Origin of the sequence: Streptomyces sp. NPDC008313 (assembly GCF_042956125.1) — a bacterium.
In the GTDB taxonomy this organism is placed as follows: Bacteria; Actinomycetota; Actinomycetes; order Streptomycetales; family Streptomycetaceae; genus Streptomyces.
The window spans coordinates 278308-302568 of record NZ_JBIBFR010000006.1; the positions used below are offsets into that span (position 1 = coordinate 278308).

General features: G+C 73.5%; 16 protein-coding genes. 2 read left to right on the plus strand and 14 right to left on the minus strand.

The genetic code is table 11. The features are described 5' to 3' along the window. Positions 1-26: 26 nt before the first annotated feature. Positions 27-1895, minus strand: coding sequence for a chorismate-binding protein (locus ACFY93_RS11075; protein ID WP_391356115.1), 1869 nt, complete (start codon positions 1893-1895; stop codon positions 27-29). A 167-nt stretch (positions 1896-2062) separates the two neighbouring features. On the opposite strand from ACFY93_RS11075, the gene ACFY93_RS11080 reads away from it, so the two are divergent. Next, positions 2063-3247: an FAD-dependent monooxygenase gene (locus tag ACFY93_RS11080; protein ID WP_391356118.1), complete on the plus strand. Its 1185-nt coding sequence runs from the start codon at positions 2063-2065 to the stop codon at positions 3245-3247. A gap of 38 nt (positions 3248-3285) precedes the next feature. Here ACFY93_RS11080 and ACFY93_RS11085 read toward each other — a convergent pair whose 3' ends face one another. The 7 genes from ACFY93_RS11085 to ACFY93_RS11115 all read right to left on the minus strand — a co-directional run bounded on the left by ACFY93_RS11085 (position 3286) and on the right by ACFY93_RS11115 (position 11048). Then, entirely contained in the window at positions 3286-3483 is a 198-nt protein-coding gene (locus tag ACFY93_RS11085; protein ID WP_391356121.1) for a tautomerase family protein, read from the minus strand. Positions 3484-3531: 48 nt separating this feature from the next. Beyond that, positions 3532-5835 (minus strand): ATP-binding cassette domain-containing protein, encoded by a 2304-nt coding sequence (locus ACFY93_RS11090; protein ID WP_391356123.1) that lies wholly within the window; start codon positions 5833-5835, stop codon positions 3532-3534. Positions 5836-5899: 64 nt separating this feature from the next. Then, positions 5900-7693: a gamma-glutamyltransferase gene (locus tag ACFY93_RS11095; RefSeq protein WP_391356125.1), complete on the minus strand. Its 1794-nt coding sequence runs from the start codon at positions 7691-7693 to the stop codon at positions 5900-5902. A gap of 51 nt (positions 7694-7744) precedes the next feature. Continuing rightward, positions 7745-8608: a PhzF family phenazine biosynthesis isomerase gene (locus ACFY93_RS11100; protein ID WP_391356128.1), complete on the minus strand. Its 864-nt coding sequence runs from the start codon at positions 8606-8608 to the stop codon at positions 7745-7747. Continuing rightward, the gene (locus ACFY93_RS11105; protein WP_391356131.1) at positions 8605-9552 is read right to left on the minus strand and encodes an LLM class flavin-dependent oxidoreductase; all 948 of its coding nucleotides are present in this window, start codon (positions 9550-9552) and stop codon (positions 8605-8607) included. The genes ACFY93_RS11100 and ACFY93_RS11105 overlap by 4 nt, the downstream gene beginning before the upstream one ends. A 36-nt stretch (positions 9553-9588) precedes the next feature. After that, positions 9589-10542, minus strand: coding sequence for a hypothetical protein (locus ACFY93_RS11110; protein WP_391356133.1), 954 nt, complete (start codon positions 10540-10542; stop codon positions 9589-9591). After that, a complete protein-coding gene (locus ACFY93_RS11115; RefSeq protein WP_391356135.1) occupies positions 10539-11048 on the minus strand; it encodes a VOC family protein in 510 nt (169 codons plus the stop codon). Before ACFY93_RS11115 ends, ACFY93_RS11110 begins: the two co-directional genes overlap by 4 nt. A 208-nt stretch (positions 11049-11256) precedes the next feature. Here ACFY93_RS11115 and ACFY93_RS11120 point away from each other — a divergent pair, with 208 nt between their 5' ends. After that, the gene (locus tag ACFY93_RS11120; protein WP_391356138.1) at positions 11257-11961 is read left to right on the plus strand and encodes a class I SAM-dependent methyltransferase; all 705 of its coding nucleotides are present in this window, start codon (positions 11257-11259) and stop codon (positions 11959-11961) included. 86 nt (positions 11962-12047) lie between these two features. Here ACFY93_RS11120 and ACFY93_RS11125 read toward each other — a convergent pair whose 3' ends face one another. The 6 genes from ACFY93_RS11125 to ACFY93_RS11150 all read right to left on the minus strand — a co-directional run bounded on the left by ACFY93_RS11125 (position 12048) and on the right by ACFY93_RS11150 (position 24151). Continuing rightward, on the minus strand, positions 12048-13541 hold the full coding sequence (locus tag ACFY93_RS11125; RefSeq protein ID WP_391356248.1) for a 4-hydroxyphenylacetate 3-hydroxylase N-terminal domain-containing protein: 1494 nt from the start codon (positions 13539-13541) through the stop codon (positions 12048-12050). Positions 13542-13666: 125 nt separating this feature from the next. Beyond that, positions 13667-14260: a flavin reductase gene (locus tag ACFY93_RS11130; RefSeq protein WP_391356141.1), complete on the minus strand. Its 594-nt coding sequence runs from the start codon at positions 14258-14260 to the stop codon at positions 13667-13669. Then, entirely contained in the window at positions 14253-16298 is a 2046-nt protein-coding gene (locus tag ACFY93_RS11135) for a chorismate-binding protein (RefSeq protein ID WP_391356144.1), read from the minus strand. Before ACFY93_RS11135 ends, ACFY93_RS11130 begins: the two co-directional genes overlap by 8 nt. Beyond that, positions 16295-17512, minus strand: coding sequence for a 3-deoxy-7-phosphoheptulonate synthase (locus ACFY93_RS11140; RefSeq protein ID WP_391356146.1), 1218 nt, complete (start codon positions 17510-17512; stop codon positions 16295-16297). The genes ACFY93_RS11135 and ACFY93_RS11140 overlap by 4 nt, the downstream gene beginning before the upstream one ends. Positions 17513-17594: 82 nt before the next feature. Then, a complete protein-coding gene (locus ACFY93_RS11145; RefSeq protein WP_391356149.1) occupies positions 17595-22223 on the minus strand; it encodes an amino acid adenylation domain-containing protein in 4629 nt (1542 codons plus the stop codon). A gap of 80 nt (positions 22224-22303) precedes the next feature. Then, a complete protein-coding gene (locus tag ACFY93_RS11150) occupies positions 22304-24151 on the minus strand; it encodes an amino acid adenylation domain-containing protein (protein WP_391356152.1) in 1848 nt (615 codons plus the stop codon). Positions 24152-24261 lie beyond the last annotated feature (110 nt).

Consider the following 24261-nt stretch of genomic DNA (forward strand, 5'->3'; position numbering starts at 1 on the left):
CCTGCCGCCGGCCGGGCCGGGGGAGGTCACCCGAGCAGGTGGCGCAGCACCCCCGCCCCGTCGGTGGTCAGGACCGATTCCAGGCAGAACTGCACGCCGCGCACGGCCCCTTCGCGTAGCACGATCAGCTCCCGGCCGTCCGGGCCGGACACGATCGCGTGGGCGTTCGGGAAGGCGGCGGTGAGCGGCCGGCCGAAGACCTCGACCTGCCGGGCCAGCCCGGCGCCGCCGGTCCTGGGCACGACCCGGGCGTCCGGCAGGGCGGCCAGCGCCAGGAGTTGGAAGCCGAGGCCCACACCGGCGACCGGGGGGCCGCCGGGCTGCCGCTCCCTGACCAGGGACGCCGCCGCCCGGTGCAGCGCCGCCATCCGCGGACCGTCCGGGTCGTCGGGTCGGCCCGGCCCGGACGCCAGCAGCACGGGCCCCGGGTGCCGGACCAGGGCGTCGGCCGCGCCGGGGGCGTCGTGGCGGACCACCTCGGCGGGGCCGTGCACCGCGGTCACCAGGTGGACGAGGGCCGCCGGACCGGCGGGGCCGTCGCCGCCCGGGTCGAGCACGAGCACGGGGGAGGCACCCGCGGGCGGGGCGGCGGCTCCCTCCGTCCAGAACGACGACAGCGCCGCGTGCCGCCGGGCCAGCGCGTCCCGTACGGCCTCGTCGGCGTCCGGTGCGGCGGGGGTGCGCGGCTGCTCGGCGGGCGGTCGCGTCGTCAGGGCGGTCAGCACGGCACGGGCCTTGACCCGGGTCTCGGCCGCCTCGGACTCGGGGGAGGACCGGCCGCCGACGGTGGCGCCCACCGACAGCCGCGCCCCGCCCCTGTGGTCAACGACCAGGGTCCGGATCACCGCCGCCGAGTCCAGCTCCTCCGCGCCCGCCTCGTCGCGGCCGATCAGCGCGAGGAGACCGCCGTAGTAACCGCGGCCGGTCGTCTCGTGCCGGCGGATCGCCCGGCAGGCCCCGGCGTACGGGCTGCCCACCACCGTCGAGGCGAACAGGGCCCGCGCGAGGGTCTCCCGGGCCCCGGACGCCGCGGGCCCGCTGATCCGGCACTGGGTGTGCAGCAGATGGGCCATCCCGCGCAGGAACGGCCCCTCCACCCGCACCCCCGGCCCCGCCAGCCCGCACAGCACCGCCAGCTCCGCGTCCACCGTGGTCGCCAGCTCCTCGGCCTCCTTGCGGTCGGCCAGGAAGGGGAGCAGCTCCCCGGCGCGCGGCCCGTCCGGCGGACGCCGGTACGTGCCGCACAGCGGGTTCATCACCACCCGGCCGCCCTCGACACCGACATGTCCCTGCGGGGTCGCGCCCACCAGGGTGACCGGCCGTTCGCCGCCGGTGTGGACGACGAAGGTCCAGTACGCGCCCGACTCCGCGGTCAGCAGCCGCCGGAACAGCTCCACCGCCACCGCGGGCCCGAACCCCGGCAGCCGAGCGGTCCAGTCCCGGCGCAGCAGGACGTTCAGCCCGCCCCGGGCCGCGTCCGACGCGACGAACTCCTTCACCAGTTCCTCGTACCGGGCGTCGGTCGTCGTGAACCCCGCGTCCTGCCACGCCACCGGCGGGCGCGCCCCGCCGAGGGGGCGCGCGGTGAACGCCTCCGTCGGCAGTACGTGGTGCTCGCGGACCCGCAGGACGCGCAGCGGGGTGCCGTCGTCGTGGCACGGCAGGCCGTGGCCGGCCAGGTGCCGGAAGGGCAGCAGGGCCAGCAGGCCCGGCCCCGGGGCGGCGCCGGGCGGACCGGCCTCGTCCAGCGAGCGTACGGTCTCCGCCTCCCCGAACAGCAGCTCCACCGGGGCGGGTTCGCGCCTGTCGTGGCGCTGCCTGCGCAGAAGCGCGAAAGGCGGCGCGTCCGCCCCGTACAGCCGCTCCAGCACGCGCGCGTCCGGCGTCGGCGTCATCGGCCGTTCTCCCTCCCGATCGGCCGCACGGCGGAGGCCCGGTGCGGCAATTGGTTTCCAAACGGATAATACTTTTGGCCTGACGGGCAATAAGTAGCCCGTCGGAGTGGCCACTTGACGCCCACCGAACGCCACCCCGTCACTCGACCGAGTCCCCGTGAGGTGTCATGCGAATCGCGATCATCGGAGCCGGACCCGGCGGCCTCTACACGGCCGCGCTCGTCAAACGGCTGCGGCCGGGAAGCGAGATCGACGTCTGGGAGGTGAACGCCCCCGACGAGACCTTCGGCTTCGGCGTGGTCTTCTCCGAGGGGGCGCTCGGCGGCATCGAGGCCGCCGACCCCCCGCTGTTCACCGCGCTCGGCGCCGAGTGCGCCCACTGGTCGAGGATCGACGTCCACCACCGGGGCCGCACCACAAGCAACGGCGGCTACCGCTTCTCGGCGATCGGCCGCCGCGCCTTGCTCGCCATGCTGCGCGTCCGCTGCGCCGACCTCGGCGTGACCGTCCGCCACGGCAGCCGCGCCCCGGCGGCGGACGTGCTGGCCCGGACCCACGACCTGGTGGTGGCCGCCGACGGTGTCAACTCCGCGACCCGCGAGGCCCGTCGGGAGGAGTTCGGCACCGAGACGACCCGGCGCGGCTCGCGCTACCTGTGGCTCGGCACCGAACGGGCCTTCACCGCCCTGACCTTCGCCGTCGCCGAGACCGAGCACGGCACGCTGCACGCCCACGCCTACCCCTACGCACCCGGGCTCAGCACCTTCATCGCCGAGGGCGCCGACGAGGTGTGGGAGGCGGCCGGGTTCACCGAGGGCGACGCCGGTACGCCGGACGGCACCGGGAGGACCGACACGGACCGGCTCGCGGAGCTCTTCGCCGACGTCCTGGACGGCCACGGGCTGCGGACCAACCGGTCGCGCCGGGGGCGTTTCGTCTCCGTCCGCAACCGGCGTTGGAGCCATGGCCGCGTCGTCCTCGTCGGGGACAGCGCGCACACCACCCACTTCTCCGTCGGCTCGGGTACCCGGCTGGCCATGGAGGACGGCCTGGCCCTCGCCCTGGCCCTGGACGACCACGGGTCGGTCCCCGAGGCCCTCGCCGCCTACGAGGCCGCGCGCATGCCCGAGGTGGCGGCCATGCAGCGCACCGCGCGGACCAGCCAGGAGTGGTTCGAGGAACTGGGGCAGTACGCCGACCTCGAACCGGAGGCGTTCACCGCCCACCTGATCACCCGCAGCGGCCGGCTCACCCGCGACGACCTCGCGTCCTGGTCCCCGGAGCGCGTCGAACGGGTCCGGGACCGCTTCGCGCGCGCCGACAGCCGCACGCGCGGGACCACCGTCCGCTGAAGCGGCGGGCCCGGCCGCCCCGGCGGGCCCGGGGCGGGTCACGAGGAGGCGCGCCGCTCGGCCACCGACCGGCCGCCCACGAACCAGCGGTCCGGCGGCGCCTCCTCCACGATCACCCGGACGGCCTCGGCCGGGGTGCCCAGGGTCTCCCGCGCCGCGGCGGTGAGCGCTCGGCCGAGGGCGGCCACCTCCTGCGGCGACCGGCCCTCCAGCAGGGTGACGCGGATGAGAGGCATGGCGGACTCCTTCTGTTGCGTTCCCGGGACTGCGCGGCTCAGGGCGATTCAGGACGCGGTGCTCTTCGCGGCGGCCCGCAGGTCCGCCGCGAGGCTGCGGCCCGTGTGCGAGTCCTTCGACCGGGCCAGCTCGGCGGGGGTGCCCTCGAACACCACCCGGCCGCCCTGGCTGCCGGCCTCCGGACCGAGGTCGACGACCCAGTCGGCGTGCTTGACCACGTCGAGGTCGTGCTCGATCACGAGCACCGTGTTGTCGTCGTCCACGAGCCGGTCGAAGAGGTCCAGCAGCCGGCGCGTGTCGCTCATGTGCAGACCGGTGGTCGGCTCGTCGAAGACGAAGACGGTGCCCGTCTCCTTGAGGCGGCGCGCCAGCTTCAGCCGCTGCCGCTCGCCGCCGGAGAGCGTGGACAGCGGCTGGCCCAGCGTGAGGTAGCCGAGCCCGACCTCGGTGAGGAGGGCCAGTTTGCGCCGTACGGGCGCGTCGTCGAAGAAGTCCGACGCCTCCTCGGCGGTCATGGCGAGGACGTCGACGACCGTCCGGCCGCGCACGGTGTGACGCAGCGCCTCGTCGTTGAACCGGCGGCCGTCACAGCGCTCGCACACGGTGGTGACCGGGTCCATGAAGGCGAGGTCGGTCTCGATGACGCCCTTGCCCTTGCACTCCGGGCAGGCGCCCTCCGAGTTGAAGCTGAACAGCCCCGGCTTCTCGCCCGAGGCGCGCGCGAAGCGCTGGCGCAGGCTGTCCATGATGTCGGTGTACGTCGCCGGGTTGGACCGCGCGGAGATGCCCACCGACGACTGGTCGATCACCACCGCCTCGGGGTACCGGGCGGTGAACACCTTCGACACGAGGGTGCTCTTGCCGGAACCGGCCACGCCGGTCACCGCGGTCAGCACCCCGGTGGGGAAGCCGACCGTGACGTCCCGCAGGTTGTGCAGCCTGGCCGCCCGGACGGTCAGCCTGCCGGTGGGGGAGCGGACCTCCTCCTTCAGCCCGGTCAGGCTCCGGAGCTGCTTCCCGGTCACGGTGCTCGACCGGCGCAGTCCCGCCGGGGTGCCCTCGAAGGTGACCTCGCCGCCGTCGCGGCCGGCCCCCGGCCCCATGTCGACGACGTGGTCGGCGATCGCGATGACGTCCCGGTCGTGCTCCACGACCAGCACGGTGTTCCCCTTGTCGCGCAGGGCGAGCAGGATCTCGTTCATCCGCCGCACGTCGCGCGGGTGGAGACCGACGCTGGGCTCGTCGAAGATGTACGTCAGCCCGGTGAGGCTGCTGCCCAGGTGCCGCACCATCTTCAGCCGCTGGGCCTCGCCGCCGGACAGGGTCCTGGTCTGCCGCCCGAGACTCAGGTAGCCGAGCCCGACGGACCGGATGCGTTCCAGCGCGGCCCGCGCCCCCGTCACCACCGGCTTGACGGCGGGCGCGTCGATCCGCGCCAGCCGCTCGATGAGGTCGCTGATCTCCATCGCCGAGAAGTCCGCGATGGAGTCGCCGTCGATGCGTGAGGCGAGGGCGGCCCTGTTGAGCCGTCCGCCGTGGCAGACGGCGCAGGGCCCCTGGGTCACCACCCGCTCGATCTCCTCGCGCTCCCTGCTCTTCGCGTTGTCGAGGCCGGGGGTGATGTAGCGGCGGGTGAAGCGCTCGACGATCCCCTCGTACTCGTTCTTGTAGACGCCGTTGCGGCCCGCCCGGTCGACGGTGAACCCCTTGCCGTGCAGCAGCAGTTCGCGGTCCTTCGCGGAGAAGTCGCGTAACGGCTTGTCGGGGTCGAAGAGGCCGGACTCGCCGTAGAGCTGCCACTGGAAGGTGCCGACCGCGAAGGACGGGAAGCGGATGGCCCCTTCGTTGAGGCTCCTGTCCTCGTCGAGCAGCTTGTCCAGATCCAGCCGGACCGTCGTGCCGAGGCCCTGGCACTCCTCGCACATGCCGCGCGGGTCGTTCGGCGAGTACATGTGCGAGGGACCGGCGCTGGGCGTGCCCGCGCGGGAGAACAGCACCCTCAGCATGGGCAGGATCTCGGTCATCGTGCCGACCGTGGAGCGGGCGTTGCCGCCGACCGGCCGCTGGTCGACGACGATCGCCGTGGAGAGGTTCTCCATCACCTCCGCGTCCGGACGTTCGTACTTCGGCATCCGGTGGCGGACGAAGGCCGGCAGGGTCTCGTTGAGCTGCCGCTGCGACTCGATCGCCAGGGTGTCGAAGACCACCGAGGACTTCCCCGACCCCGAGACCCCGGTGAAGACGGTCAGCTTCCCCTTCGGGATGCGCAGGTCGACGCCCTTGAGATTGTTCTGCCGGGCCTCGCCCAGCACGATGAAGTCCTCGGCGTGGTTCTTCCGGTGAGCCGCCATGTCAGCACCTTCCGCAGTGGAACGGGTGGTTTCCCTCCGGAAACCATTCCCTACGCCTCCACTTCTACCCCGCGACCGCGTACGCCTGCGCACCGCGCGGACTCGCCGCGCCGAGCACCAGCCCGTCCCCGGTCAGACCGGTGGCGCACACCTTGCTGAGCGAATAGTCGGCCACCAGTTCCACCCGGTGCCCCAGCCGCCGCAGCAGTTCCACCTCCTCCGCGGGCCAGCCGCCCTCCAGCACCACGGTCCCCGGGCGGAACCGGCGCGGGGCGAACGACGTGGGCACGTGGTCGGTGTGGAAGGTGCGCGCCTCGACCGCCGCCTGCGGGCTCATCCCGTGCTCCGTCTGGTGCAGGAAGAAGCTCAGCGTCCACTGGTCCTGCTGGTCGCCGCCCGGCGTCCCGAACGCCAGGTACGGCTGCCCGTCCCGCAGCACCATGGTCGGGCTGAGCGTGGTGCGCGGGCGCTTGCCCGGCGCCACCGTGTTGGGGTGGCCGGGGGAGAGGGTCGCCATCTGTCCCCGGGTGCCCAGCGGGAAGCCCAGCCCCGGCACCACCGGCGAGCTCTTCAGCCAGCCGCCGCTGGGCGTCGCCACCACCATGTTGCCGACGGCGTCGGTGGCGCTGACGCAGCAGGTGTCACCGGTCGCGGCGGTCAGCTTCATGATCGCCGGGATGCCCTGCTCCAGTTCGCCCAGCCAGGCCGGGTCCGCCGGCGCGGAACTCGCGTCGTGCAGCGGAGGCAGCAGCGGTTCCCGCCCGGTGGGCCGCCCCGGCCGCAGTTCGTGCGAGGCCTCGGCGCCCAGCAGCGTGCGCCGGGTGGCGGTGTAGGCCGGGTCCAGCAGGGCGTCGACCGGTACGTCCGCGTGGTCCGGGTCGCCGTACCAGGCCTCGCGGTCGGCGAAGGCGAGCTTGGCGGCCTCGACCACCGTGTGGACGTACGCCGCGCTCTCCGGGCCCGTCGAGGCGAGGTCGGCGTCGGCCAGCAGGGCGAGCTGCTGGAGGAAGACCGGGCCCTGCGACCAGGGGCCCGCTTTGTGCACCGTGAGGCCCCGGTGGACGAGGCTCAGGGGCCGTTCCAGGTGCGGTCGCCACGCGGCGAGGTCGGCGCCGGTGAGCAGGCCGCCGTTGCGCCGCCCGGTGGAGTCCATCTCCTCGGCCTTGGCGAGATAGGTGTCGATCGCCTCCGCCACGAAGCCGGTGTAGAACGCCTCCGTCGCCGCGTCGATCTGCCCCTCGCGGTCCCGCCCCGACGCCTTCGCCTCGACGAGCAGCCGCCGGTAGGTGCGGGCCAGCGCCGGGTTGGTGACCCGCTCCCCGGGGCGCGGGGCGACGCCGTTGCGCAGGTAGGTGCGGCCCGACTCCGTCCAGGTGTCGCGGAACAGCTCCGTGAGCGCGCCGATCATGGCGGCGCACTTGGGCAGCACCGGGTAGCCGTGCTCCGCGTACCCGATCGCGGGTTCCAGCACGTCCTCCAGGGGCAGCGTGCCGTACTCCTTCAGCAGCCGGAGCCAGGCGCCGAAGGCGCCGGGGACGACGGCCGGCAGAAGCCCGGAACCGGGAATCACGGCCAGGCCCCGCCCGGTGAAGGCCTCCACGGTCGCCGCCGCGGGCATCGGGCCCTGCCCGCAGACGACGTCGACCGAGCCGGTCCCGGAGCGGTGGGCGAGGATCGGCACGTCGCCGCCGGGCCCGTTGAGATGCGGTTCCACCACCTGGATGACGAAGGCGGCGGCGGTCGCGGCGTCGAAGGCGTTGCCGCCGCGGTCCAGCATGGACATGCCTGCCGTGGAGGCCAGCCAGTGGGTGGAGGCGACGGCACCGCGGGTGCCGTGCAGTTCCGGTCGGAAGAGCACCTGGAAGTCCCTTTCTGGTCGTACGGTCGTACCGCGTAGGTGGTCGGGTGCTCAGGGCCGCCCGGGTGGCGTCAACCGGCCGGAGGCGGTGGCGGTGACCCGGCCGTGGACCGTAGCGGCGGTGGCCCGGCCCTCGGTCAGGTCGACGGTGCAGGAGAGGGTGGCCGGACGGCCGAGGCCCTCGCCCTGGCGGACCTGGTAGGCATGGCGGCCGTCGGTGCCGGGCAGCGCCTTCTCCTGCGCCAGCCAGGCGCCCAGCCCCAGGGCGGCCGATGCGCAGGCGGGGTCCTCGGGCATGCCGTAGCCGGGGGCGAACACCCGGACGCGGGCGGTCCGGCTCGCGGGGTCGTGGGCGACGAGCACCGCGTCCTCGCAGTCCGCCCAGACCGGATCGGTGAGGTCGGCCGAGGCGCGGGCCAGGGCCTCCGCTCGCACCGGCAGGACGTGGAACGCCGGTCCGAAGCCGGTCAGGCGCGGTGTCCCCGACAGATCGGCGGCGCTCAGACCGCACGCCGCCAGCAGCGGGCCGGGGTCCCACTCCGGCCGCAGGAGCGGCTCGCTCGCGACGGACAGGGCGGATCCGTCGGCGCCGGCGGTCACGGCGAGCTGCCGCCCGCCGCACTCCTGCACCGCCTCACCGGCCGCCAGCCGCCCGGCGCGCACCAGCGCGCTCGCGGTGCCCACCGCGCTGTGGCCGCCGAACGGCGACTCCCCGGCCGGGGTCATCACCCGCACCCCGTACGCCGAACCCGGCAGGCGGGGCGGCACCACGAACGCGGTCTCGGTGAGGGCGATCTCCCGGGCGACGGCCAGCATGTCGGCGGTCGAGAGCCCCGTCGCGTCCGGGACCACGCCGAGCGCGCAGCCGCCGTACGGGGTGTCCGTGAACATGTCGACGATCTCGTACGCGATCATCGTCCCTCCCCTTCTCCGCTCGTCCGAGCCGTCGCGGGAACGGTCTCCGTCGCCGCTTCCCGGCCGGGGAGCAGCACTTCCTCGGCGACTGCCTCCAGCACGCGCGGGTCCCCCTGATAGGGGAAGGAGGCGCGCGGCCAGTGCACCACCAGGTCGGTGATGCCCAGCTCCCCGAAGCGGCCCACCGCGTCCCGGTAGGACTCGACGGAGTCGAGCACCCCGCCGACCAGGGCGCCGGTCAGCAGGAGCCGGTTCAGCGTGGCCGGGTCGCGGCCGGTCGCGGCGCAGGCGGCGTCCAGTTCCGCCAGCTGGCGTGCGATGTCCGGTAGCGCCTTCTCGTAGGGCAGGGCGTCGAAGCGGCCCGGGGGCCCCGCGGTCACCCAGGTGTCCGCCCGCCGGGCCGCCAGCCGCATCCCGCGCGGCCCGGTCGCGGCGACGGCGAACGGCACCCGCGGCCGCGTCAGGCACCCCGGGTTCACCGGGACCTCGTCGAAGGCGTAGTGCTCGCCCGCGTACGAGGCGGCCCGCTCGGTGAGCAGCCGGTCCAGTGCCTCGACGAACTCGGCGAAACGGTCCGCGCGTTGCCGCGGGGTCCGCTCGGTGGGGTCCACCACCCGGTCGTCCAGACCGCCCGCCCCCGCGCCGAGGCCGCAGACGAAACGGCCCCCGGCGACGTCCTCCAGCGACATCACCTCCTTGGCCAGCGTCACCGGGTGGCGGTAGGTGGGCGTGGCGACCATCGTGCCCAGCGTGATCCGCGAGGTGACGGACGCGGCGGCGGCCAGGACGGGGACGCAGGCGAACCAGGGCTCGTCCCGCAGCCACCGCCACATCAACTGGTCGTAGGTCCAGGCGTGGTCGAAGCCGAGGCGCTCGGCCAGGACCCACTGGCCGCGCGCCCGCGACCAGCGCTGCTCGGGCAGGATCACCACTCCGTGCCGCACGCGTACTCCTCCTCGGTTGCGTCGGGTGCCGTCCGGTCAGGGCGCGCTGGGGTGCAGCACCCTCGGCCTGAGCTGCCGGGCGGCGACGTCGATCCGGCTCAGGACGGTGGCGAAGTCCTCCTCGCAGCGCCGTACCTCCTCGCCGCGCAGCTCCTCGGGGAAGGCGGCGTCCTCCTGCGCGGTGAGGCCCGGGTAGAGGCCGTTGGTGGCCACGTCCAGGGAGATGGCGCGCAGCCGGCTGCGTAACTGGCCGACCAGTTCCGTCGCGTCGACCGGCGCCCGCAGGGTCAGGAAGTAGTGGTCGTAGAGCAGCGCCTGGGTCTCGGGGCGGGTCGGTGTGACCTCCGCGGCCGACTCCTGGAGCAGCGAACGGCCGCCCGGCACCAGCTTGGCCGCGACCCCCGCGTGCACCGTGTGGTACATCCGCACCGCCTTCTTCAGCCGTTCGGCCTCGGGCGTCTTCTCCCACTCGGTCTTCTTCCCCCGCAGCAGCGAGCGCACGGGGACGAAGTCGGGGGCCCAGGTCCCGCTGAAACTCCGGTGCTGGAGGTACATGCTGGGCCGGATGACCGTGCCGTAGACGTCGGCGGGGCAGGAGCTCGTGTAGAGCAGCATCGCGGTGTAGGCGTCGGTGAGGTGTGTCATCGCCCGCAGGGAGGGCGCGGGGTCGGAGCGCGAGCGGGCCTGGTGCAGGGCGTGCGCGGTCAACTGCCAGATCGCGAAGGTGGCCTGGTGGCCGGTGATCCAGCGGAACCAGAACAGCTGGTGGGAGATGTCCTCGGCGGCGAGGGCCGGGCCCGTCCGCGGGCACGGGCCGCCGCGCTCGACGAGGGACTCGTCCGCGGGCAGCACGTCGGATATCCCGGTCTCGGTCCCCGGCGCCGGCGGCTCGGGCAGGGTCAGCGGCTCGAGCCCGTACGGGAAGTCCCCGAAGTCCCAGCCGTCGGGCACCGGCAGTTCGGTGACGGTGCGATGGACGCGGGTGCTCATCGGTCTCCTCCTGGCGGTACATAGGTGAACTCGAACTCCAGGCCGTTGACGTCCAGGACGTAGCAGCTCTGGACGCCGTCCGCGTCGATGACGATGTCGGTGGGCTTCTCGTCACCGGCGAACGTGAAGCGGCCGGACTCGTACAGCGAGACCCAGCGTTCGCGCCAGGCCCGCAGCTCCTCGGGGGAGCCGGTGGCCAGGCAGACGTGCTGGAACTGGCGGGTGTTGGCGCCGGGGACGGCGCCGTCGTGCCCGGTGCGCTCGAAGAGGTGGAAGCGCAGGCCCGCCACCATCACCTCGGTCAGCCGGGTGATGCCGGGCAGGCGGCTCCGCGTGAGGTCGGAGAAGGTGTCCAGCGTCCAGTTGGTCCGGCAGCCGAAGAACTCCTCGTACCAGGCGGCGCAGTTGTCGAGGTCGTCCGTCTGCACTCCGACGTGGTGCAGCTCCGGTACGAGATCGAGAGGGAGTTCCGTCGGTCGCTCGGTCGTGGTCCCGGTTCGGGGCAAGATACTGCGCTCCTCTCGTTGCGATCATGGCAGGAGGGATCGAAGGGCATTCTTTTCTCGTTCGGGCTTCTTCTCGTCCAGGCTGGCGATTTCCCGGAAATCCGGTCGACTAACCGGCGCCGATATGGGGACGACGTGAATCCGCCGATTTTCTCGGATTTCTTGCCTCCGGGTGCCGAATTTCTTCCCCACGGGGAACACTGGGCTCATGACACAAAATCAGTGGAGCGCGGTGGACGGCTACTTCGACACGGTTCTCGGTGACGAGGACCCGGCACTGGCCGCCGCCGCCCAGGCACACATCGGATTCGACCTCCCCGATATCGGGGTCTCCCGCTCCCAGGGGAAGCTGCTGCATGTGCTGGCCCTCGTCCAGCGTGCCGAGCGCATTCTGGAGATAGGCACCTTCGGCGGGTACAGCTCCATCTGGCTCGCCCGCGCCCTGCCGCCCGGCGGACGGCTGGTCACCATCGAGTGGGAGCGCTCGTTCGCCGAGACCGCCGCCGGCCACCTGGCGCGGGCCGGCGTCGCCGACCGCGTCGACCAGCGCGTGGGCCGGGCCCTCGACATCCTGCCGGATCTCGCGAAGGCCGGGGAGAAGCCGTTCGACCTGGTCTTCATCGACGCCAACAAGGCCGATACCCCGGAGTACTTCACGTGGGCGCTCGACCTCTCCCGGCCCGGCGGCGTGATCGTCGTCGACAACGTCGTGCTCGGCGGAGCGGTCGCCGACGCCGGCAACCCCGACGGCGGCGTCCGCGGGATGCGGCGGTTCCACGAGATGGTGGCCGCCGAGCCCCGGGTCAGCGCCACCACGATCCAGACGGTGGGCGCCAAGGGGTACGACGGCTTCACCCTGGCCGTGATCCTGCCCGACCCGGGCGACCGGCACGAGGCGCCCGGCCGGCCCTGACGCCCGGCGGGAGGGCGGCCCCCCGGGGGCGGCGGCGGACCGGACACCGGCCGCCCGTCGCCCCCGTCGCCGTTGCGCCCCGCCGCTCATGCCTGGTCGGGCCCGATCAGGTCCGGCGCCGTCCAGCCGTCCAGATCGTACTCGGCCATGCACTCCTCGGCGAAGCCCCGGTACCCGTCGACCAGGCCGGACGCCGTCTGGGCCATCAGCAGTTCGATACGCACGTTCTCGTGGTTGCCCGAGTAGTTGCGCTCGTACAGCTCGTGCCGGCCCGCGAACTCCGTGCCCACCGAGTCCCAGATCAGCTTCATCAGCTTGACCCGCTCCACCGAGTCATATCCGTTCGACCCCCGCATGTACCGGTCCAGATGCGGACGGAGTTCGGGGTTCTGGAAGTCCTTGGCGTGTGAGTTCAAGTAGATGAGTCCGCTGCTGAGGTCCTGGAGAATGATTTCACGGACGCGCGGATATCCGATCGTCATGAACCAGCGGTAGGCCATGCCGTAATCCAGGTTCGGCAGCAGGCCGCCGTCGTGCCAGGCGTTCGGATTGTGCGCCATCGCGTCGCTGAGACCCCAGAACATGTTCCGCCAGGCGAGCACCTCGCCCACCCGGGTCTGGATACCCCGGAAATCCTTCGTCCCGGTCACGTCCAGCCCCTTGAGCAGGAGACCGGCCAGGAAGTCCAGCTTCACCGCGAGCCGGGTCACCCCGTGGAAGGTCAGCCGGTGCGTGAACCCTGAGGTGTTCAGGAAGGTCCCGGCCTTCGCGGTGTCGCCGTAGATGAAGACGTTCTCCCAGGGGATCTTCACCTTGTCCAGGATGAAGACGGTGTCGTTCTCGTCGAGTCGGCTCGACAGCGGGTAGTCGAACGGGCTGCCCATCCGGCTCGCGGCCAGTTCGTAGGACTGGCGGCAGATGAGCTTCACCCCCGGCGCGTCCATCGGCAGAGTCGCGACGAGCGCGAACTCCTTCTTCTTCACCGGCAGTCCGTAGTGCGCCACGAAGTTGAAGTGGGTCAGCGCCGACCCCGTGGCCACCACCTTCGCCCCGCTGACCACCAGGCCGTCGTCGCACTCCTTCTCGACGTGCACGAACACGTCGCCGACCTCGTCCGGCGCCCGGTTCCGGTCCACGGGCGGGTTGATCACCGCGTGGTTCCAGAACAGCACCCGCTCCTGCGCCTCCGCGTACCAGCGGCGGGCGTTGTCCGCGAACTCCCCGTAGTACTCCGGGTCCGCGCCCAGAGTGACGAGGAAGCTCGCCTTGTAGTCCGGGCTGCGGCCCATCCAGCCGTAGGTCATCCGGGCCCAGCGGGCGATCGCGTCCCGGTCCCCGGCCAGGTCCTCCACACTGCGCGGCACCCGGAAGAACTTGTGCGTGAAGCCGTCGCTGCCGGTGTCGGTGGGCGTGGTCAGCGTGTCGTGGTGTTCCGGGTCGTGCAGCGCGTCGTAGAGGCGCGCCGTCATCCGCGCCGTGTTGCGGAACGCCGGGTGCTTGGTGACGTCGTCGACCCGCTCCCCGTACGCCCAGATCTCCCGGCCGTCGCGGATGCTCTCCAGGTACTCGTCACCGGTCATCGGGCGGGTCGTGCGGCGCGGTGGTGCGTCGCCGGGGGTGCCGGGACCGGGGCTGCTGGGGTCGGGCGTGCCCGGGTCGGGGGCGCCCGCCGTTCCCGCGGTGTGCGTCGTGTCCGTCATGTGTGTCAGTCCCCTGTCTTCTCGGTCTCGTCGTGTACCGGGAGGTGCGCCACCGGGTCCATGCCGTCCAGGCACAGCGACCAGGCGACGGCGAAGTCGTCCGGCGCCAGCTCCGGGAAGGCGCCGCCGTGGAACAGCAGCGGCCGGCCCGGGCGGCTCTCGAACTCCTCGACGCTCCCGATGTGCAGCGTGTGGTCGCCCCCGTCGTGGACCTGCCAGGGCCGGCACACCAGGTGGGCCACCGTGCCCGCCAGCCGCGGGTGCGGCCCGTCCTCGTCCACCCACGGCACCGGGTCCGCCATCGGGCGCCCCGCGAAGTGCAGGGCGAGGTCGCGCTGCGCGGCGTCGAGGATGTTGACGACGTAGTCGCCGTCCTCCCGCAGCAGCGCGCCCGCCCGGCTGCGCCGGTCCAGCGCCACCAGGGCCAGCGGCGGGTCCAGCGACACCGAGGTGAACGCGTTGACCGTCGTGCCGTGGACGATGTCGCCGCGGCGGCAGGTGATCACCGTGACCCCGGTGGCGAACTGGCCCATGCAACTGCGCAGGGCACGCGGGTCGATGGGGCGGGGCGCGGTGTCCACGCCCCCTCGCTCAGGCATGTTCATGGGTCCCCCTGGACTCCCGGGGACCGGTTCCGTGGACACCGGCCCCGCAGCTGTCGTGGACGCCCGGCCGGTCCGCCGCGGCCGGTGCCAGGGCGCCGGTCAGCAGGTCGGCCAGGATGCCGGGGCCGTCCTCGGTCAGGAACGACTCGGCGTGGAACTGGATCGTGGACAGGGCCGGGCCGCGCAGCGCGATCACCTCGTCGCCGACGCGCTGAACCTGGACGGGCCCGCCGCCGGACGGCGGGTACAGCCAGTCGTCGTCGGCCTTCGCGGCGAAGCTGTTGTAGAAACCGGCCAGGCGCGGCCTGCCCCACAGCGGGACCCGCAGCCGCCGCCCCTGCGCCGGGTCGGGCAGCCGGGCCACCCGCAGCCCCAGCAGGGTGCACACCACCTGGTGCCCCAGGCAGACCGCCGCCAGCGGCAGACCGGCCGTGAGCCGCTCGGCGGCCGTCGCCCGCAGGGCGCGCACCCGGGGGTTCGCCACGTCCCGCGGATCGCCCGGCCCCGGACCGAGCAGGACCACGCCCGGCGCCGCGGCGACCCCGCCGCCCGCACCGGCCGCTCCCGCCGCCCGGTGCCACGGAACCAGACGCACCGCGCAGCCCAGCGACCGCAGTTGGCAGGCGAGCATCGACGTGAACCCGTCCTCGGCGTCGACGATCGTGACCTCGGCGCCCGCGGCGCTCCGGGCGGCCGGCGCGGCACCGCTCCCGCCGAGCCAGAACGCCGACAGCCCGTCGTTGCGGGCGGCCAGCGCGCCGCGTACCGGGCCTGCGTCGGCCAGACCGGCGGCGGGTGCCGGGACGGGCACCTTCGCCGACCGCCGCCCGGACAGCGCGTCCAGCAGGCCCGACAGCTTGGCGGTGGTCTCCGCCGTCTCGTGCGCGGGCACCGACTCCCGTACGACGGTGGCCCCCGCCGTCAGCCGTACCGTGCCGTCCGCCCCGAGGTCCGCCGTCCGCAGCATCAGCGCCGCGTCCAGCCGCCGCTGCCCGCCCTCGCGGCCCAGCAGGGCGATGACCCCGCTGTAGTAGCCCCGGCCGCGCGGCTCGTACCGCTCGATCACCCGGCAGGCGTTCTCCACCGGGCTCCCCGTCACGGTCGGTGCGGGCATCGTGGTGCGCAGGATCTCGGTGAGCGGGCGGTCCGAGCGGCCGGAGAGGTAGTACTCGGTGTGCGCGAGCCGGGACATCCACTTCAGGGACGGACCGCTGACCCTCACGTCCCGGCCGCACAGGGTCGCCATCATCTTGAGTTCCTCGTCGACGACCATGTACAGCTCGTCCGTCTCCTTGGGGTCGCGCAGGAAGCGCAGCAGCCCCGGCAGGTCCGCGCCGGTGCGCGGGTAGCGGTAGGTCCCGCTGATCGGGTTCATCTCCACCCGGTCGCCCCGTGCCCGCACCTGCTGCTCCGGGGTGGAACCGATCAGGTACCGGTCCCCGGTGAAGAACAGGAACGTCCAGTACGCGCCGGTCTCCGCCGTCATCAGCCCGCGCAGCACGGCGAGCGCCGCCGACCGGTCGAAGGCGCGGATCCTGCCGTGCAGACTGCGGGCCAGCACGAAGTTGGAGCCCTCGCCGCGGTGGATCTCGCGGTGGACGATGTCGTCCACCGCCGCCGCGTACCCCTCGTCGTCGATGTCGAAGCGGGTCTCCTCCACCCGCGGCGCCCGGTCCGGCAGCCACTCCAGCAGCCGGTCGAGCGGAATCCGCCGGTGCTCGCGCACCTCCATGGCGAGCAGCGGCTCGCCGTCGTCGGGGTGTGCGAAGCCGCGCTCCCGGATCTGCCGGTAGGGGGCGAGGACGAGGGTCTCCGTGCCGTCCGAGCCGTTTGCGGTGCGGCCCGCCGCCCCCCGCCGGTCCAGGCCGAGGGCGTCCAGGTCGTCGGCGCGCCGTACCGGGCCGCTCAGGATCTCCACCGGGGCCTCGCGGTCGGCGCCGGGGCGGTGGAGCACCGCGAACGGACGGCCCGGCGGCGGCAGCAGCGCGCCGTCGGCCTCCGCCCCGGCGGTGGCGGTCGTGGGCGTCCTCATGCCGCCGCTCCCACGGGCAGCCGCCAGTGCGCGGCGGCGGCGACGGCCTGGACCAGACTCAGCCGCGGGTCGCACAGGCTGCGGTAGCCCGGACCGCGCACCGGGACGCAGCCCGCGCCCTCGCACTCGGAGATGTCGTCGGGGGACGCCTCCAGGTGGAGGCCTGCGCAGCGCTGCGAGGTCTCCGCCAGGACGTCCACGCACTGCCGGATCTCGGACATGATCGCGTCGAGCCGGCGCGTCTTCAGCCCGTCGGGTGTCTTGACGGTGTTGCCGTGCATCGGGTCGCACATCCACAGCACCGGGTGCCCGGCCTGTCGGACGGCCCGCGCCAGCGGGGCCAGCCCGGCGACCCGGTCCGCGCCGAACCGGGCGATGAGGGTGAGCCGGCCCGGGGTGCGGTGCGGGTCGAGCACCGCGCACACGTCCAGCACCTCGTCGACCGTCGCCTCCGGCCCGATCTTGCAGGCCACCGGGTTGTCCAGCTCGGCCATCAGCCGCACGTGCGCGAAGTCGGCCTGCCGGGTCCGCTCGCCGATCCACGGCCAGTGCGTGGACGCCAGGTAGCTGCCGCCGTCGGCGTGCCGCCGTACCTGCGGGAGTTCGTAGTCGAGCAGGAGCGCCTCGTGGCTGGTCCACACCCGGTCCTCGGGTGCCGCGCCCTCGCCGCGCCCGAGCCGGTCGAGGGCCGTGACGGCGCAGCGGGCGGCCTCCAGCCCGGCGACGACGCGGGAGGGGTCGGGGGTCCGGGCGTCCTCGCAGGCGTCCGGGGCGTTGACGACCGGTCCCCGGAACACCGGCAGCCGGCCGTTCGGCCCCGTCTCCCAGTCGTCGGAACGGGGCTTGGCGAACTGCCCGGCCATCCGCCCGACGCGCACGACGGGCAGCCCGGAACTGGTCCGCATGACGTCGCCGAGCACGTCGAGCATCCGCACCTTGCGCTCCACATCGCGTGGTCGGCACTCGGTGGTCAGTTCCACGCAGTCACCGGCGTGGATGAGGCAGAACTCGCCCTCGGCGGCCCGCGCGAGCAGCGCGCGCAGATCGCGGACGCTCGCGTACGAGACCAGCGGGGACTCCCGGGCCAGCCGGTCGTGCACCGGCGCGAGGAGGGAGCGGTCGGGCCACCGGGGCTGCTGGCGGGCGGGCAGTCCGGCCACCATCGAGGCGATCAACGGGTCGTGCCCGGCGCCCGGATTGGGGTATCGAGACATGCTGTCGGCCTTCGTTCGGAGGCGGCTTCTGGGGGATGCCGCCTGCGGATGTCTGGGTGGGGGAGCCGCGGGCCGGCCCGGTCTACGCGCTCTGCCGCGCGGAGGGCCGACCGGCCAGCTCACCGGCCGCGGCGAACCAGCGGATCATGCGGGCGAGGGATTCGCGGTCGATGTCGGGGTGGCGCAGTCCGAGGCGTTCGAGCAGCAGGGTCGTGCGCTCGTTGCCGTAGGTGTTCTCGCCGAGTTCCAGCGCGCCTTCCCGGAAGAGGGGCACGGCCGCGGCGAGGGCGTTGCCCCCGGGGCGGCGGGCCGACTCCTCCAGGCGCGTCAGCCACTCCTCGGTGGGCACCGTGTCCAGCGGGTAGCCGCAGTCGCGGACGGCGGCGTGCACGGGCGTGAAGTCGCAGCCGCGCGGGTGGAACAGGTGGAAGGTGGCGCCGTCGGCGGACGGGTCGCGGGAGAGGGCGAGGACGGCCCGGCCGACGAAGTCCACCGGCAGCAGGTCGGTGCTCAGCTCCTCGGCAGGCGGCGCCGAACCGAGTTCGATGAAGCTCTTGATCTGCCGCCACAGGAAGTCGTCGGTCTGGCAGGCGCCGGTGACGCTGTCGCCGGAGATCCGGCCGATGCGGTAGACGGTCACCGGCATCCCGCGCTCCCGGGCCAGCCGGACGATGCCCTCGGCGACCCATTTGCTCTGCGTGTAGCCGATGCCGAGCCCCTCACACGAGTCGGGCACCGCCTCCTCGGTGATCGTCCCGCCCTCCCGGCCGGGGGCGAACACGGCGATGGTCGACATGTGGTGCACGTGCTTGAGCCGCCCCGTGGCGGCGAACTCCAGCACCGAGCGCACCCCGTCGACGTTGGTCGGCTTCACCGAGGCGTACGGCAGCACGAAGTTGATGTGCGCCGCCGCGTGGTGGACCGCCTCGACCGACTCGGCCAGTTCGGCGTGGTCCGCCTCGGACAGCCCCATGCGGGCGCGGGTGAGGTCTCCGGGAACGGCGCGCACCCGGTCCCAGGCGATGTCGCCGTCGATGCCGTACCGGGAGGCCGTGGCGTGCAGCCGGGCCAGGGCCGCCTCCGCGTCGTCGGCGCGCACCAGGCAGGTGACGGTGCGGCCGGGGACGGCCGCCAGCTCGCGCAGCAGCCAGCTGCCGAGGAAACCGGTCGCGCCGGTCAGCAGGAACCGGGTCGCGGCCTCCGGCGGGACCGGTGCGCGGTCGCCGGGCCGGACGGTGTCCGGCAGGGTCACGTCGGCGCGGAGGTCGGCCGCGGGCTCCGCGAACGCGGTGGTGTCGCCCGCCCGCCGCTCGTCGATCCGCGCGGCCATGCCGGCGACGGTCGGGTTGTCGAACAGGGTCCGCAGCGGGATGTCCACCTCGAACAACGTCCGCAGCCGGTAGACGAGTTCGGTGGCGATGATGCTGTTGCCGCCGACGCCGAAGAAGTCGTCGTCCCGGCCCGCGGCGCCGCCGCCCAGGACGTCCGCCCAGGCCTCGGCGATCGCGCGCTCGGTCGCGGTCCGCGGCGGCTCGGCCGCCCCGGAGCGGTCGTCCGCGCGCCGGTCGCGCACCTCGCGGGCCAGCCGTCCGGCCAGCCCGCCCCGGTCGATCTTCCCGCTCGGCGTTGTCGGCAGCCGGTCCAGCCGCACCAGGTGCGCGGGCACCAGGTACTCCGGCAGCCGCGCTGCCAGCTCCGCCCGCAGCCTTACGCCGTCGTCGGCGCCGTCGCCCGTGACCGCGGCGACCAGCCGCCGGTCGCCGGGCCCGAACTCCACCGCCACCACCGCCGAGTCGCGCACGCCGTCGAGGGCGTCGAGCGCGGCCTCGACCTCGCCGGGCTCGACGCGGTAGCCGCGGATCTTGATCTGGTCGTCGGCCCGGCCCAGGTACTCCAGGTCTCCGCGCGCGTTCCACCGGACGAGGTCGCCCGTACGGTAGACCGGTTCGCCCTCGGCGCCGTACGGGTCGGCGACGAAGCGCCGCGCCGTCTCCTCCGGGCGCCCCCGGTAGCCCGGCGACAGGGACGGGCCGCCGATGTACAGCTCGCCCGTGACGCCCGGCGGGAGGAGCTCGCGGTCCGGGCCGAGGACGCGCAGCCGCACCCCGTCGACCGCTCGCCCGATCGGCGGCGCCTCGGGCCAGTCGGCCGGGTTGCCGGACAGCTCGTGCCAGGTGGCCAGGTGCGTCTCGGACGGGCCGTACATGTTGAGCAGCCGGGCCCGGGGGTGCCGGGCGAAGAACTCGCGGATCTGCGGGGAGACGACCAGCGCCTCGCCCACCGAGGTCACCTCCCGCAGCGCGTCGCAGCGCAGGTCCTCCGCGACGGCCAGCGCCGCGAACCGCTGAAGCGCGATGTACGGCAGGTACAGGCGGGTGACGTCGCGCTCGGCGACGAACGCGGCGAGCCGGTGCAGGTCCTTCTGCAGCTCCTCGGGGATGAGGGCGAGCGTCCCGCCGACGCAGAGCGTCCCCAGGATCTCCATCACGGAGACGTCGAAGGCGAGCGTCATGTACTGGAGGGTGGTGCCCGTCGCCCCGCACGGACTGATCCGGTGCTGGGCGGCGACCAGGTTGCCGACCGTGCGGTCCCGGATGACGACGCCCTTGGGGGCGCCGGTCGACCCGGAGGTGTAGATGAGGTAGATCTCGTCGTCGGGGGTCCTGGTCCGGCCGAGCGGCGCGGGGTCGGCCGCGGCGATCCGCTCCGCCTCCTTGTCGATCTCCAGCAGCCTTGTCCCGGAGGGGAGCCGGGGCCCCGTGGCGCTGTCCGTGAGGACGAGGAGGGCCTCGGCGTCGTCGAGGACGTACGCCATCCGCTCCGGCGGGTGGGACGGGTCGAGCGGGACGTAGGAGGCCCCGGACTTCACGACGGCGAGCAGCGCGGCGACCATGTCGACCGAGCGGGGCAGGCCGATGGCAACCCGGCGGCCGGCCTCCGCCCCCTCCTCGCGCAGGACGCGGGCGAGCCGTCCGGCCCGCTCGTCCAGGTCCCGGTACGTCCAGGCCCGCCCGGCGTCCGTCACGGCCACCGCGCCGGGGGTGGCCGCCGCCTGCCGCTCGAACAGCTCGGACACCGGCACCGGGCGCGCGGAACGGTCCACCCGGTCGTCGTGGGCCAGCACCTCCCGCTCCTCGTCGGCGGCGAGCAGACCGAGCTCGCGGACCGGGGTGTCCGGCGCGGCCTCGGCGAACCGGGCCAGCAGCCGGCCCAGCCGCTCGCCCATGCTCCGCGCCGTCGCCTCCTCGAAGAGGTGCGCGTCGTACTCGAGGATGCCGTGCAGCCCGTCCGCCTCCCGGGCGAACACCACCGACAGGTCGTACTTCGCGCCGTGCCCGACGTCCCGCCGGATGGACAACGGTGTCCCCCGGTAGGTCACTTGAGCGGAGCCGGGGTCGGTCAGCACGAGCATCGTCTGGACGACCGGCGTATGACCGCCGGTACGGTCGGGCCGCAGCCGCTCGACGACCTTGTCGAAGGGGGCCCACTTCAGCCGCAGCGCGTCGGTCACCTCCTCGCGTGCCCGCCCCAGCACCTCGCGCACGCTCATCGCGCCCGTCACCTCCTGGCGCAGGACGACCATGTTCACGAAGTAGCCGATGAGGTCCTCGGTCTGCGGGTCGTCCCGCAGCGAGACGGGGGAGCCGACGAGGACCCGTTCCTGACGGGTCAGCTTGGACAGGAATGTGCCGTACACCGCCAGCAGCGCCATGAACAGCGTCACGCCCTCGCGCTCCGCCAGCCGCTCCAGCTTCTCGGTCACCCCGGACGGGATCCGTAACGGGACGGTGCCGCCCCGGTGTTCCTGCGCGGCGGGCCGGGGGCGGTCCGAGGGCAGGGCGAGGACGGGCAGGTCCCCGGCGAGCCGGTCGGCCCACTCGTGGAGCAGGCGCGTGGTCCGCTCGGGCGTGAGGTGGGCGCGGTGCCAGTGCGCGAAGTCGGCGTAGTGCGGGCGCCCCGGCACGGCCTCCACCGGCAGGCCCCGCCCGGTGCGGTCGTAGGCGTCGAGGAGTTCGCGCAGGAAGATCCCGGCCGAGGCGGCGTCGGAGGCGATGTGGTGGATGTTGCAGACGATCGCGCTCTCCTCGCCCGGCCCGAGCGCGCAGGTCACCGAGGCCACCGGCCCGTGCGCCAGGTCGAGGCGGGTGTTCGCCACCCGCTTGGCGAGGGCGTCGAGTTCCTTGTCGTCGCCGTAGTGCTCGACGCCGTAGTGGAACGCCGTGTCGTCGTCGGAGACGACCTGGAGCAGCCGGGCGTCGCGCAACACGTAGGTGGTGCGCAGCACTTCCTGCCGGCGCACCACTCCGGCGGCGGCCCGGCGCAGCCGCTCGCCGTCGAGCCGGAACGGGAGCCGGACCAGGAACGGCCCGTTGTACGCCTGCGGGGTCGGGAGGTACTGGTCGATGAGCCAGATGCCGCTCTGGCCGAACGAGGCCTCCGCCGTGCCGTCGGTGCGCGGGGCGGACCCTGCCGTCAACTCCTGTCCGCCGAAGCCGGACCGGCCCCGCGCGAGGTGCTCGGCCACCGCCGCCGCGCTCGCCTCGCCCAGCCGCTCGCCGGCCGGCGGGCCGACGGCGAACACGGCCCGCAGCACCGCGCCGAGTTCGTCGATCAGGGCGGGGTCGTCGCAGTGGTCGGAGAAGGCATGGTCGGGTCCGAGACCGGGGGAACCGAGCGTTCTTCTAGCCAGGTCCAGAATTGCCGAAGTCAAGGGGTTGTTCACGGTTCCGCCCCCTCCGGAGACGTCGGGCGACCGGCGCGGCGCGCGTGCCGGGCGCTGTCGGGTCTCGGTCAGCCGTGCGACGACGAGGTGGTGGCCGCCTGGTCGCGCGACTCCTCGATGAAGCGCGCCAGCTGCTCGACCGTGCCGTGCCGGAAGACCGACTCGGTGGTGATCTCGATCCCGAATATCTTCTGGAGCCGGGAGGCCAACTGCACGAAGTGGAGGGAATTGCCGCCGTGGCCCAGGAAGGAGTCCGTCGTCGAGAATTCTTCCATTCCGGAGATCTCGATCCAGGACTGCAGGACAACGGCTTCGAGGGGATTCTGCATGGTCTTCTCGCCTTTCCCGTGCGGGTTGTTCGAGTGCTTCGGATTTCTCGTGCTCGTCGGGTTCTTCCGGGATTTCACGGTGAGCGCGGTGCGGTCGATTTTCCCGTTCACGTTCGTCGGCATCTTCTCCAGGTGCCGGAACGAGGAGGGGACCATGTGGGAGGGCAGTTGCGCGGAGAGCCGCCGGACCAGGTCCGCGGGGTCGGCCGGCCGGCCGTCCCGGGTGGTGTAGAAGGCGACGAGGTGCTTCTCGCGGCTGTCGTCGTCCTCGAACGCCTGCACCGCGGCGTCCGCGATCCCGTCGAGGGCGCGCACCGCCAGTGTCACGGCGCTGGTCTCCACCCGGAACCCGCGGATCTTCACCATGCTGTCGGACCGCCCGACCAGCACGATGTCGCCGTCCTCGGTCCGTCGCGCGAGGTCGCCCGTGTGGTAGAGCGGGCCGCTGCCGTCGGGGGCCGGGGTGAACTTCTCGGCGGTCAGCTCCGGCCGGTCGGCGTATCCGAGGGCCACCCCGGTGCCGCCCACGCACAGTTCGCCCACCTCGTCGGCGTCGCAGGGGCGCATCTCCGGGTCGTAGACCTCCAGCGTGACCGTCGGCAGCGGCCGGCCGATCGGCACGACGCCCGCGCCGTCCACGTCGTCGGGCGAGGCCAGCGGGTGCAGGGCGGTGATCGACGAGTTCTCCGTGCAGCCGTAGCCGTTGTAGAGGACCGCGTCGGTGTGCGCCATGGCCCGGCGCAGGTGGTCGGGGGAGGGGAAGTCGCCGCTGAGCAGCACGATGCGGACGGAGCGCAGGCACTGCGGTTCCTGGTCTACCAGCGCGTTGAACAGGCCGCAGGGGAGGCTGAGCACGGTCGCGCCGCGTTCCTCGACGGCCGCGCGCAGCACCGGCAGCGAGGGCAGTCCGGGGGGCATCGGCAGCAGGGTGGCGCCGTGCAGGAACGCGAGCCAGATCTCGATGGTGGAGGCGGCGAACGAGAAAGCGGCCGACTGGGTCAGGCCGTCCCGCGGGGTGATGTCGAGGGGGCCACTGTGCGGTCCGAGCCGCGCCAGCCCGCGGTGAGCGATCCGTACGCCCTTGGGGCGGCCGGTGGACCCGGAGGTGTACATGAGGAACGCGGTGTCCTCCGGACCGGTGCCGGGGTCGGGGTCGCCGTCGGCCAGGTCCGCGCAGCCGCGGACCAGGTCGTCCCGTGTGAGCGCGCTCTCGCGGGCGCCGGGGGGCAGGTCGTCCGGGTCGTCGCAGACCACCGGCGACGGGCGGGCCTCGCGGAGGATGCGGGCGAGATAGTCCATGGGATAGGCGGGGTCCAGCGGGACCACGCAGCCGCCGGCCTTCAGCACTGCCAGGAGGACGGCGTAGAGGTCGGGGGACCGGCGCATGTGCACTCCGACGCGGTCGCCTCTCGCGACTCCGCGATCCAGGAGGTGCCGGGCCATGCGGTTGGCCCGCCGGTTGAGCCGGTCGTACGTGACGCGTTCCGGGCCGTCCGCCAGGGCGATGGCCCCGGGGTGTTCACGGACCGTCTGCTCGAAGAGGGTGGTCAGTACGAGAGGGAGGGGCGAGGCCGGTGGACTTCCCATCCGTAATGCGGTCCGTAACTCTTGCGTCGATAAGGACGGAGTATTCTTTTCCATGATCGCTGATCTCCTCGGGTGTGTGTCCAGAGGAAGGACTTCCACGGTTCCACTGA